Below are 13,197 nucleotides of genomic sequence, written 5' to 3'. Positions count from 1 at the left end.
ATTGTCCCTGATAATAATACTTATAGCACTTACTTTTTACTGTTTCTTAATCTTTACAGTTACTATAAATTAATCAGCTTATTTAAAAACTTTATTTTTAAATTTAAAAAATTTACAAAGTGATGGGGTAGTTTATGTAGTTTTCATTAAGCAATCTATTTACTAGGGAATTTTATTGATCGGTTTTAGTTTTAATAGTATTTATCAAATTTAGGGAGTCTAAAGGATTTTTTATGAATTTCAATCAACTTTTAGGATGGATAGAAAATATTATTGTTTGGTCTTTAATAGTAATGCTATGTTTGGTCGGGTTAGGTAGATTACCTATTAACCCGACGAGTTTGTTTGATTTTACTGCGTCTTTTTATTATTTTTCTGTTGCGGTTGTTATTTGCCCCAAAACTCCCTTGAGTTTTAATAACAAGCTAGTTTTGGGGTTTATAGCTTTTTCGTATGGTGTGTGCTTTGGGTTGATTTAATCTATCTCTTGAGCAGCATCCTGGTTTTTGAATTGTTGTTGGTTGTGTTCGCAGTGTGCTTGTTGCTCATCGAACAGAGCCTTAAACCGTTCAAATTCATTATGGGTAAGGTTATTGATGATGATAGAGTAATTCTCTGAACTATTATTACGAGATGCTAGGAGTGCTTCTTGACTTGCTTCTGATTCTGGCGAATTTCTATCAAGGCTAAGAGTTTGTGAATCTTCTTCTAATTTTAGACTTGCAGTATATGCCTCACCTTTATAAATGATACTTCCTATCTCTTTGTCTGGTTTTCCAAATATATTTAAGCGGTCTAAAATTACAGGAATAACAAATTGTTGAATTTGTAAATTAGCGATAAAAGATTGCACTTTATCGTGTTGACCTTCTTCTACTAGGTTGCCATTATTGTCGTCATTTTTATTTGTGAGGTTTTTTAGAACATCTGGCTCAATTGTATTTTCTTTCGACTGGCTTACTTCGGGTTGTAAAGATGACTCTGGACTAACTGGATTAACAAAATTGATAGGTTCAATTTCTGTGGAGCTTAACTTTACTTCTTCTTGTGCTATTTCACTGATTCTATTTATTTCTGAATTTAACTTTAACACAGCCTCTTGTCGTTCCTCAGCAGTTGGAGGATTTTTTGCATATTCTGCAAATTTTTCATCAGGTATATTAAGCTGTGCGATTAATTCTTTGAGGAGACAAGCTTGCATTGCTGGAGTTAAACCTTCTACTGGAAAATCGATTAGTTCTTTCATAGTAAAATTACCTTTCTACTAAATCTTTTTTGACATCTTTGAGTGCATTATTGATGCGATCGCTCATAACTTGAAAATCTTGTAATGTTTCGTCACTAATGTTACTTACTTGAGTTTTTCCTTGTTTGACATATAACAAGATATTATCCTTTTTATCTTTAATTAGATAAGTTTGGTTTTGAGTTTGAGTAGCAATCTGATATTTTTCTGTTTGGACTGACATAATGCCATTAATATCTTCTTGCCCAATTGTCTTAACTACACGTTGAGCAAGACTGGTCATCTCATTAACTTTTTCTAATTCTTTAATGTCTTGTTCCATTGCCTTAAAAGCATTCTCAAGACTAATATTTTCTTGAATGTATAAATTAGTTATCTCTTGAATTCTATTGAGATATGTGTCTGATTTACCGAGTTTTTCAGCCGCTATATACCAGTCTTGGAGATTTTGCACTGTATTAGCTTTCATCCGCTCGATAATGCTATCCATTGCTCCAACCTGCTGCATTTTGGGTTGAGCAGGTGATGCGATTGCTTGGTCAATATTTGGTTGTTGGCTTTGTTGTGGATAGAAAATGCTCTTGTTTTTAGCAATTAATGAGTTATCTGATACTTGTGTATTGGTAGAAATAATATCGCTACTAACTTTGGTGTTTTCTACAGGATTAAATACAGCATATCCTTGGGAAGATTGTTCTACTTTGTACCCTTTTTCTTGGAGATAATTTTGAACTAATTGGTCAGTTCCTTGTGTATTTCCGACTAGAAAAGAGCTTTTCACTGCTATTGCCTTATCAAGTAAGGGTTTATAGTGATTTTCAAATGTTTGGGCAATTTGCTCGCTTGTTACTCCACGCCACGGGCCAGATCCGGACACCATAATGATGTCTTCTTTTGAGTAATTTCCTGTGTTGGCGCGTTCCCCCCATGCTTGCTCGTAATTTCGTGTGCTTGAAGGTGTACCGGGAGGTGCAGCTGATTTACCGATAAACTGGGTAGCTAATTGGGCCATCGCAATGTCTTTTTTCATGTGTTCAGCGACGGCGGCGTTTATAGGTTCGAGTTGGGAGAGTGGATTTGTGGGCCGCAGAGCAGTCTGTTGGGACTTGTCGTGCTGGGTTTGTAGTGTAGTTTGTTGTATTTTTGCAACTACATATATATACGCTTCGCTAAGGGCTTGAATAAATGCGGATTCTTTACCCTTACCCTCCCACTGTTGATCCTGGGAATTAGTAATGCTTGTACAGTTCTCTAACCAATTGACTCCCCCACGTTTGGCGATCGCCTCAGTTAGCCGGGGGTGTTGTTCGAGTTTAGCTTGAAGCACTTCTACCATTAGCTGGTATTCATCAACTGATCGATGCAACTGCTTTTGGTGATTAAATGCGTGTTCGGCGGATGCGTATGCTACTCCTTGAGGTTTTTGGACATGGGTTTCTACTCCATACTGCCCGGCGGGGGCTTCTGGATTATTGTTGACTGAAACTTGGTAATCGTTTTGTAGCTTGCCTTGTTCTTTGGCGAGTGCAGTGGCAAGACTTAGTGCTACTCCCAGCCCATCTTTGGAGTCGGGGCTGATATTTACTGGAGTTGCAGGTTGTTTTTGGATGGTTGGGAACGGAACAATTTTGCCATTGACATAATCTCCTAGTGGCTCCATGAATAAGCCATATACCTGACTCTTACTCGCTTGAGTTTGGGTAAGTTCTTTTGGTGAATGCTTCTCCCATCTCGCCCAGGCTTGCTGATAACTTGGGTCTTGAATCATTTGGGTGGTAATTTTGTATTGCTTACCCACCCGAAAAGCAACTTGCTCGCCGTTTTTACCTTGGGCGATCGTAATATCTCCCTCATTGATACCATAAGTTTTTTGGTAGTCTACACCTCTGGTAGTGTGTATCCTACCGTGTCCGCGCATAGCATCGATGGTTGTGTTAACTGGTACTGTGACAGCTTCGCCGTGCAGATGCAGCGAATAAACCATTGGTACTGGTTTACCAGATATAGCCGGGTTGTCTGGAATCTGAGGATTAGCAGCGCGTGCCGCAGTGGAATTGCCAATGGCGATAATTTCTTCGACAGTTGGTTGGTTTGAAGGGTATGAGGGTATGTTTTGGGTGACTTCTCTGAGGCTGGTATAACTGCGCTCTACTTTAATTTCTCCCCCTGGTGTCCACTCGTTAGCTTTAATGGTGAGGTCGTTGTTGCTTTGGACTACCGCACGCGGAGGTTGGTTTGAGGTAAGGAAGTTCTCAAATTTTTGGCGAACGCTGTTTTCTCTGCCCAGATCATTTTTAATTGACCAGATGTTGATAGACCATCTGCCAGCCTCAGTATTCAGTGCAGCGTGTTCGTTTTTGCAGTTGAAGCGGGTTACTGTACCTGACTCAAGTTTAAACTCTTGGTATGGTGCGTCCTGATTCTCGTCCCTAGTCCATGCCATTCGTTCCTTAGCAGCGCGATATCCCCAGTCAGAATTTCCGATATTAATGCTGCGGGCTTCCGTCGCGGCGTAGGAGTCATCGCGGTGGTAGTTAATCCCAGCACCGGGGTTCTCGGAATAAGTTACCAGCACAATCTCAGCGTCAGGATAGACTTGTCTGACAAGTTCCATCAAAGAGTCGTCCTGTACCCCTGGCTTGAAGTCTTTATCCTTCAAATCCCATTTTGCACCGATCCAGGCGACTTGTCTCAGTGGTGCATAGTTAGATTTGTCATTTTCAAGTATGGGTTTGAGGTGGGTTTCAAGATGCGATCGCAGCTGTTCTACTTTTTCCTCGCTTACATTACCCAATATTTCGATAGCTTTAGTTGGATCGGCTTGACGCGAGTTGGGTAGTAATATTGGTTGATTCTTAGCTTCTGATTGTGTATTTTTTACTAGTTGTATCTCAACCGTGTTTTGATAGACTTGTGAAATTCCTGCAACTGTGGCGTTAGTATTCAATTGAATATTAGTTATATTCTTTTCTGATAAAGCTTTAGCAGGAACAATTGGTACTGGAGAATCTTCTTGATTGAGTTCTCTTGGACGGTTAGGAAGTGCTTTTAGAGCTTTTTGGTAATCACTATTTTCTGGAATATGGTTTAATTTTAAAAGACTACCTTCAGTTGCAACTTTTTGATTTAACTCTGCACTAAGCTGTTCGTAGCGGTCAAAACCATCAACTTCACCAATATTAATAGCTTCTCCCAGTAAACTATTAAATTCTTTCTTTATTTCCTCACTAATCTCATTTTTATTAAAAATGAATGTAGCTGTGTTACTCTCAATAAAATAATCGTTTTCAGTAGACTTTGATTCTAACCAAGTGGCTACAGCGATTGCGTCTTGTGCAGAAACTACTAATCCAAAAGCTTCTTGAGTTTCTACCTGCGCTCCATCGGGGGAACTATATTGTTGATTTGGATTATAAAAATATACAGTTTGTTGGGGAATGATTGGAGTGGATTGTGACGGTGTATCTGCACTTTTGATATGACCACCAGCACGGTTAATAAAGGTTTGTCTTAATTCGCTGCTGATAGTAGTTTCATCAAGTATGAAGACAGTCATTCCTTTTTTGGCTTCTAACCGAGCTTGTGATATAGGAAGCTGTTCATATGATACTCCTATTTTTTCGAGATACTTTTTGGTTTTTTCAACTATATTTTCATCAACTGCTAATCCTAAAAGCCCTACTAATTTTTGCTCTTTATCTTGAAACATGATTGTAGGACGTTCGTTAATTTTACTGAGCATTTGGTTGCGTTTTTCTTGCTGCTCCGTTATGACATGCTTTTCATTACTTATAAGCTGACTGCGTTTAACCCATTTGTCGGGATATTGTACTGTTTCTGGATTAATAATTATTTTACAGGTACTTTCATTACTGGTAATTTGTACAGGGATAGTGGTTCGTTGTTGGTTTGGGCGAATAATACCCGTATCAATTAATTTTTGTACAGTGCTAGATTCTTTCCTTTGCCACTGTTTTTGTATATTTCCTTTATTTAAATCAGCTTCGAGACGTTCATTATGCTGGCCAATAATACCGAGCGATTGGTCGCCAATTTTAGCAATATAAACGTGCTTTTTATCAAATGCTCTAACTAAAGTTTCTTGAAATGCTTGGTTGTTAATCTCCTGTTTTTTGTACTTTGGATTCGTAATATTAATTCGTAATAGATTGCTTTGAGATGTTTCTGCTATAGCATAGGCATTTTGTCCAGTGATGATAGTTTGAATTTTAAGATGTAACTGTTGCCCATTCCCAGGCTTTTCTGCTAGCCAGCCTTGGGTAATACCTTCTTTGACTGATTCTTTATCAATATTACCTAGTTTTTCAGGTTTATTACTATTTTGAAGATAGATAGTATAGTCTTCCCGAATCAAGTCAACCTTTTCGATTGTTAACATTACAGGTTCATCATTAAACCTTTGAGAATTTCCAAACTTATTAACTTCGCCTACCTTGAAAGTTAGTTCTGGTAGTCCAGGTACTTTGGTTGTAACAGAGGTGGTATATACTTCACCTTTTTGAAGACTGCCAATAGCAATAGTACCAATTGGTAGCCGGGCGTTACTTTGTTCAATATTTCCGAATGATTCGTAATTACCCTCTTGATTCTGGATTTCAATTACGCTTTTTCCATCTTCAGCTAGATTAAATCGAATACTCTGAGGTTGATTTTCATTTAAAAACTCACTATTCCGGTCAAACCCAGTGATACTAAACTCGGTAAACTTGAGTGTATTTAACTGACTGATAATCTCTTGAGGAAAGGTAGCAAAGGCGAAATTAGAAACTTTATTTTGGCGATCGCTACTTTTATCATTACTACTCTCACGAGTAGTGGATACTGCCCAGGTGGCAGCTGCCATTGTTAGCTTTTGGTTTTCTGGAATCGAATTATAAAATTCCTCTGCTATCTGGTAAGCTTTTTGGTAAAGAAGTTTAATTTGACCTTCGCTTAGTTCAGGCTGGAATGATATTTTCTTAGATTTTACTTCTTGCCCAAGTGTAATTCCTATCTCTTCGAGTTTATTTTCTTGCTCCCTAGCCAGTGTCCCTAATTTTCTAAACTTGGGTTTACCATTGTCAGTTTCATCGTTAATTTGAGCATAAACTAAATATTTATGCGGACGGTTATTGTTGCGCTTATCTTCGGATATTTCTGATAGTTTTATCGTAATTGTATTAGCTTTCCAGATAAATTCATTATCATACTGTAGAAGATTAGTTATACTTACTTGATTACCATTAGCAATGGTAATATTTACAGACGGCCCTTTTTCAGTTTCTTTTTGTTTAGATAGCTCACTTGCTCGGTTGAATGATTTGTCGAATTCTTTTTTGATGAGGGTAGCTCTTAATCGCTGTTCGTGAGAAAATTTAACCCCTTTAAATAAAGCTTGAAATTGAACGATTTCACGCGATTCGAGGCGAGCTTTTTCAAAATACTGATTGGTTTGAGCAATTAGTAACTCAACAGGTGAATATCCCGTCGGTTGAATTATATTGTCAATATAGACATCTTTCTTCTTATCCTTAATATAGTTGACTTCACGGTGAAGAATGCGACTGTTGTTGCGAATAATTTCAATTTCAGGTTTTTTGGCACTCTTGAAAAGGTCAACTGCAATTTGATTTTGAAATGCTGCCTCAGCAATCATTTCACGGTACATTTGGGTATTAATGTTCATCGCCACTAGTGTATTGGCGGGTTCTTGTCGAACAGTTTTGATGAACTCTTCCATGTAACTACGATACTTGCTCGGAATCTCCTTCCCTTCAATACCCTTGGATTTTGCCCAGACTTCTGTTTTGAATAAATCTTCGTAATGTTTGGCTACCTGCTGTACGTACTCAATTGAGTCTTTTTCACTACCAAAATTTTTTAGAATCGTAATTTCTGACTCTAACGCCTCAATTGAGGTAAGGTGATTGTTGATAACACCCACACTAATGCCATCGCTCATGTGGATGGCGATTTCCTCAAATTCTGGCTGACTGCCATCTTCTTGGTAAAAAGATTGTTTTTTAAGTTTGACAGTTGGAGCGTAGGCGTTTTCAGGAAGGTTACGCTCCTTTGCTTCGATGGTGAGGTTGGGATACTTGCTTGCCCGCTCGAAGCCGATACAATCACCATCGTAATCGCGTGCCTGGCGCTCTTGTTCGGACTCTTGAGGAAGAATTTCTAATTCATAACCAGCTGAATTTAGTTCTAAAATATACTGATTAAATTTGTTAGTAAACTCGATTTTATCTATAGTTTCGAGCTTACTAATACTTTGGTCTAAGTAATTTTCAATACCTGCTAACTGGATATTTTTTCCTTGAGCTTCTGGCAGGATAGATTTAATTTGCTCATTGAGGCGGTTGTAAATGCGATCGCTTGTTTCATCCGAGACAGCGATCGCACCAGCGAGAGGTTGGCCATCAGGCCCCAGGATATCTTCTACAATTTTGTTAGTTGAGACGCACAGACCATTTGAGTTGAGGAAAGGGGAGCGGAAGTTGAGAACTTCTTCCCCGTCTTGATAATGCGGTATGGAAATTTCCCCATTTTGCAGGTCTTTGGAGGGGATGACCATTGCTCGCTCAAACGTTAACGTCTTGCCGATGGCGATTTCTTTCCACTCGTTTTGGACGAACCGGGCGAGTTCGCGCTGTACTTTCTCAATTTCGAGAAGTTGCCCCTCTCCTTGCAGGTCAGCTTTGATGAGTTTATAAATAAACGAGTCAGTAGCAATGCGTGAGCGCAAAGTTTCTAACTCTTCTGCTAATGTTGGATCTTCTGCTGCTTGTTCTTCTAGTGTAGTTGCTTGTTCTTCAAGAAAAGCTTTCCGCTTCTCGTACTTTTCGCAGTAAAGTTGTGCAAGTTGCCGAGGATCATCCTGTGCTTCTTTAAGCTTTTTGGCTTCAAGTTCTAGCTGTTCAGTAAAGTCTTTCAGTCCGTTAGGGAATGAAGCGAGTAACTGCGATATAGCTGTCTTGCCGAGTTCAGATTGTGATTTTTCACCTAGCCAGATATTTTGTCGGTACAATCCAGGTTGAATTTGAGGCTTAGTCGGGCTATTAGGATTATCTTTATCAGTTCCCTTGAATGCAGATAAGGGAAGAATTAGGTCAATTTTAGTTGAGTTATTGGAGTCTTGATAATTGAGGATTTGCTCAAGGTTAGCAGGGCGTAGTGTACCTTTACCAAAACGGTATTTGTTGTCATCTCCGTCTCGATCAGTCCAACCGAAGCGGTGCTGGATTACTCGATATTTATCACCTTTTTGATGCTTAGTTAATTCATGATACAAGTCTTTTGATATTTGTCCGTAACAGTCTCCTGTTAACCGATATGCTTGGTCATTACTGATAATACCGCCATTTTCACCATTATTATCATCAACTATTAGGATGTTTAACTCTTTATTGACAGCATTTCTACATGAACCAAGAAAGATAGACCCGTAAGCACCTCTATCTTTGTTATCAGGGCATAATTGCCTAATTGTATCTAGACATTCTTCGGGGCCATATAACAACCGAGTTTTTGACGATAGTAATAATTTATGACCTTCAGGGTGATTAATTAATTGTTCCACAGTAGACTTTTCGTCCATATGCCCGAACGAAAAGTTTACCCCAGGAAAGAAATGTTCTAATAGGGTATTATTAAGTTCTTCTTTTAAGAGCGAATTTGGATTATTTGTATTACCATCTGTATGAATCCATTGATTTAATCTAGTGTCAAAATGTTTAGCTTGAATTGTCATATATGAACAATTAAACTTATAAAATAAAAATTTTTATTTTTTGGCACTAAAATACCCGTAAAATTAAATTTTACTTTCTCTATACTGGTAATTTATTAAACAATTTTCTAATTTCCATTTGTAAGACGGGTGTAGTAGTTTATACGTATAAATATGGTTATTGCTTAGAAAATAGCTCTTAAAGACATATTCGGCGTGATCTCAAAATTTAAGTATGAAAAAAATATACAAACTTCTCAATTACTTCTTGCTTAATGCTAAATCAGTAGTAACATTCTTAATGTTTGCCATTGTGGTTATGTTTGCAGTTTGAGACAGAAAGCCAAATTAGTGTGGCAGCAGCTTTACAAATAATGCTGTATTTCAGTATCTATATTTTGTGGCAGTAATGAAGTAAATTTTCCCTTTCTATGTTTTATTAGTCGATGGGTATAATTTCATAGGTGTTGAAAACTTCAACTGTAGCGTTTGGACTGTTCATATCTGTGGTTTGTTCGAGTAGGCGTGTTGCTTACTCAAGCAATGTGCTTGCGTTGTGAAGCAGTGTTCGCACTTGGGTTAACTTGTTCCGCCGTTTGATACCAAGTTGTGCTTCTATATACCGCGCATCATGCTGATGACTGAGGTGAATTACCGCGTCTCATTAACATCATGATAGCGGCAGAACTACCGGTCAGGCGAACTTGTTTTTGATACTGGCGCATTTGTTCCTCCCGAATACGAACAAGTTCGAGTTCTTCATCGGGGCTTAGTTGAACCGCACTCCCACAGGTTTAGTAATTTAAGCAGTCGCCAGAGTCTATCCCTCTTGTGTCACTATCGGAAAACAATAATCGAAGCCAAATTCTGAGGCTTTTATTTAATCAAGGTTTGAGGCTTTATTTTCTAACAAAAACTAAAATTTATAGACAAAAAGTCGAAATTAAAGCCCCGTAACCGATTGGGCGATTGGATTCTCCCAAAATGACACAAGAGGGCTATGCCTGGCAGGGTATGGCATCATACTGGCACAGTCAAATATTAGTAAGGTTTTCGATATGTTCATGAAATTTTAAAAATGCTTCCCGAAATCCCTGAGCCTATTTTATTAACCCAGATTTTTGCCAAGCTTACTGCTAATGGGGCAATGAACAATTCCTGGAAACGCACTACTATTGACCTTTCTGTTGTTGGCGATCGCGTTGAGTAGCTCCGCCATAACTCTGCATAGAAAGCGGTTACCCAGATTTTTTACTAGTAAAAAATCTGGGTAAACAGTTTTTATCACATAAGCCAAAACTTTATTAAAAATGCAGAGTTTTTCCTGTTTGTAGTGATAGAGATTTAGCAAATAATTTCAGGTTCAACAGGTTATGAAACGCAACTTTCCTATTTGGCAAATAACTTTACCACTTTGTGGAGTGATGATATTTGCTTTAGGCTATCTCACTACAATTCATATGATAAACGGTCGATATATTTTTCATCTAGAAGCTAGTCCAAAAGGAATCAATGTTACTACTGATGTGGACAAAAGAGAAAGCATATCAACAGAAGATATCCATCAAAAAGTGGAGAATAAAAAATCGATAAGAGATAAGTAGATAACCAGATTATATATACCCATTCATTCTGTTATGAATGGGTATTATCGAGTTTTATAAAACTGTCAATTTTTGTATAAGGCGATGTGTATTCGGGTGTCCGCCGAGATACGCGGCGGACACCCTATTCATTAAATATTTTTAGGTTTTAATTTTTGACTTTCAAGCTTTAATTTAAATATTTTATTTCAACTAATATCAACCAATAGCACAAAATCCAGCCCAATAGAATGGTGACTGAAATAATTGTTCATCATCAGACAATTGATTAAGACGTCGGCGGATATTAATTTTCAGTGTTGGGTTAAGCGGCAATTGCTTCTCTTCTAGCCATTTTTCAAATTCAGTTTTTGTGATCTTTCTTAACCATAGTTGGGCTTGGTTGAGCGCGTAAGCTACAGATGTTTGATTTTGCAGATTCTCGTAGAACTTAATCATTAAGAACGCCGTAGAAAAATCTTGTACTGCCCAAAGACTACTAACCACATTGGCACTGCCCGCAACCAAAAAACCACTTGGCAAGCCAATATACTCATCACTAGAGTTAGTAAAGTCTATCAAACCAGTTTCACAAGCTGAAAGAGTTACGAGACTACATTGACTAAGATTGAGTTTGAATATCTCATCCAAAGTGAGAGAATCTTCTAAATTAATTATTTTATCTCCTTTATCTAAAACAATTTCACTGACAGCGTTAACTTGCTCAATTGATGATTTATTATTTATTCTGTCTGCTAAAAGTAGAGCAGAATTTAGTGGTGATTCAAAATTAAAGTAACCGTGACAGGCAAAATGTACGCAGTTAGCATTGCTAAGCATTTGGTTATTGATCGCTTCCTTTTGAGCAGCTTCTCGAACTAACACGTCTTTTGACTGGAAGTATCGACTAATAGTTTCAACTTCAATATCACTCCAAGCTAAGTCTTTAGTGGGGTTTTGAATGGCAAAGAGTTGTATAAAATCATGATGTTGTCGCTTTTGGCTAAGTAATAGTAACTGGCAATTAGGAACATAGCGCACACCTCTAACAAATCTGTCCAAAAGGCAATGTTGTAAGTCTGTCAGAGGCAAGGCATGAAGGGGAAGCAGATGTAGAAACCGATGAGGTATCAAAATTAACTGATCAACATCCTTGGGCAGGTAGCTAGTGATTTGATCTATATTCAAAATTTGTGCAAGATGCCGAAGACGTTCTGAAAGTTTATCTCGCCAGTATCTTGTGTTTTCAATGTAATCCTGCAAGTATTCGTTCAGCCAATTAATCAATGCTTCTCTTTCTTCAGGGGAAGATTGCAAAACTAGAGGATTTTTGGCTTGGCGGGTAATAATAAAAGTGAAAAAAATGTTATCAATGATGTACCACTCAATAATTGCTGTTTTGTCGTCCAATATGGCTTGGAAGTTATTAAATTTAAAGTTATACCCAATGGGTAGATAGCTGTTTTCTAAGTCATTTTGCTTCTGCCTTAAGTGCTGAATGTGTTGCGTTAGAGTAATATAGTCATCTTTTATAGCAGTATCGAGAAGGTGCTGATTGCTAACAATTTCGTCTTTGAGTTGTTCTAGCTGAGTTACAACTTCTGGGGTAAAAATTTTGTCAACGTCACGCTTAACTAAAATATCTATCAAGTTACGAGCTTTACTACGCTCAACATATTCGATTGCTTCTGTGTAGTTGTGCAGCTTAATACAAACTTCTACCATACGTTGATAAAGTTTGTTCCATTTTTCGGCTAGTTTTTGTTTAACTTCATCGCCAGAAAAAATCTCATCGCGTAGGAGTTCTACAGTATTAATAGCTGCTACAAAAACATTATAAGCACAGTTAAAATCTCTGATATCTTGATAAGCCAGACCTAAATTAAATAAAGTTCCTGCATATTTTTCTGGAAATGCCCCATGCGTATAAACTGTTAGAGCATTTTGATAGCAAGCAATTGCTGCTTCTAAATTTTCTTCTCTGTCACCTAAAATGCGATCGCTGTAAGCTGCACCCAGATTATTTTGAGTTGCTGCCCACTCTTGTGGAAAAGCCTCACGGCTGCGAACTTGCAAAGCCGCTTGATAACAAGCGATAGCTATTTCTAAGTTTTCTGCCTGATCTCCATAAATTCGCTCTCGATAGCCAATTCCCAGATTGTTTTGAGTCATTGCCCAATCCCAAGGAAATGCTTCACGGGTGTAAACTGTTAAAGCCGCACAGTAACAAGCTATCGCTTGTTCCAGGTTTTCAGCCCTATCTCCTAAAATTCGGTGGCTATAAAATGTAGCTAGATTATTTTGGCTGGCTGCCCACTGTTGCGGAAAAGCCTCACGGCTGCGAACTTGCAAAGCTGCATGGTAAGAAGCGATCGCTAATTCTAAATTTTCCGATTTTTCTCCTTGAATGCGAACGCTGTATAGACTGCCTAAATTATGTTGAGTCGTAGCCCACTGCTGTGGGAACGCTTCACGGGTGTAAACTGTTAAAGCTGCATAATAACAAGCGATACCTTGTTCCAAGTTTTCAGCTTTATCACCAAGCATTCGGTCTGTATAAGCATTACCCAGATTATTTTGTGTGTTTGCCCAAGCTTCAGGATGTGTAGTAGAGGTAAAAACAGATAATGCACTAG

The 13,197-nt window shown here is 38.1% G+C and carries 6 protein-coding genes; 3 read left to right on the top strand and 3 right to left on the bottom strand.

The genetic code is table 11. The features are described 5' to 3' along the window. Window positions 1-233 precede the first annotated feature (233 nt). Window positions 234-479 (top strand): hypothetical protein, encoded by a 246-nt coding sequence (locus tag ACEYW6_RS08635; RefSeq protein ID WP_412979377.1) that lies wholly within the window; start codon window positions 234-236, stop codon window positions 477-479. On the opposite strand, the gene ACEYW6_RS08630 is transcribed toward ACEYW6_RS08635, so the two are convergent. Next, window positions 476-1,246, bottom strand: a complete 771-nt coding sequence (locus ACEYW6_RS08630) for a hypothetical protein (RefSeq protein WP_412979376.1) — start codon at window positions 1,244-1,246, stop codon at window positions 476-478. The two genes, ACEYW6_RS08635 and ACEYW6_RS08630, sit on opposite strands and share 4 nt — an antisense overlap. Before the next feature lie 7 nt (window positions 1,247-1,253). After that, window positions 1,254-8,999, bottom strand: coding sequence for a hypothetical protein (locus ACEYW6_RS08625; protein WP_412979375.1), 7,746 nt, complete (start codon window positions 8,997-8,999; stop codon window positions 1,254-1,256). A 1,057-nt stretch (window positions 9,000-10,056) separates the two neighbouring features. Here ACEYW6_RS08625 and ACEYW6_RS08620 point away from each other — a divergent pair. Together ACEYW6_RS08620 and ACEYW6_RS08615 are read left to right on the top strand one after the other, a co-directional pair. Next, window positions 10,057-10,188, top strand: coding sequence for a hypothetical protein (locus tag ACEYW6_RS08620; RefSeq protein ID WP_412979374.1), 132 nt, complete (start codon window positions 10,057-10,059; stop codon window positions 10,186-10,188). 163 nt (window positions 10,189-10,351) lie between these two features. Then, a complete protein-coding gene (locus tag ACEYW6_RS08615; protein WP_412979373.1) occupies window positions 10,352-10,582 on the top strand; it encodes a hypothetical protein in 231 nt (76 codons plus the stop codon). 198 nt (window positions 10,583-10,780) lie between these two features. Here ACEYW6_RS08615 and ACEYW6_RS08610 read toward each other — a convergent pair. Further along, a partial coding sequence (locus tag ACEYW6_RS08610; protein WP_412979372.1) for a CHAT domain-containing protein occupies window positions 10,781-13,197 on the bottom strand: 2,417 nt, incomplete at its 5' end.

The sequence above is a fragment of the Nostoc sp. UIC 10607 genome (genome assembly GCF_047228265.1).
GTDB classification, from domain to species: domain Bacteria; phylum Cyanobacteriota; class Cyanobacteriia; order Cyanobacteriales; family Nostocaceae; genus Nostoc; species Nostoc foliaceum_A.
The sequence above is the reverse complement of the archived record's forward strand: the minus strand, read 5'-3'. Positions and strand labels throughout refer to the sequence as shown.

Coding starts and splice junctions, on each gene's coding strand:
- ACEYW6_RS08635 (WP_412979377.1), top strand. CDS start 234: ATGAATTTCAATCAACTTTTAGGATGGATAGAAAATATTATTGTTTGG.
- ACEYW6_RS08615 (WP_412979373.1), top strand. CDS start 10,352: ATGAAACGCAACTTTCCTATTTGGCAAATAACTTTACCACTTTGTGGA.
- ACEYW6_RS08620 (WP_412979374.1), top strand. CDS start 10,057: ATGCTTCCCGAAATCCCTGAGCCTATTTTATTAACCCAGATTTTTGCC.
- ACEYW6_RS08625 (WP_412979375.1), bottom strand. CDS start 8,999: ATGACAATTCAAGCTAAACATTTTGACACTAGATTAAATCAATGGATT.
- ACEYW6_RS08630 (WP_412979376.1), bottom strand. CDS start 1,246: ATGAAAGAACTAATCGATTTTCCAGTAGAAGGTTTAACTCCAGCAATG.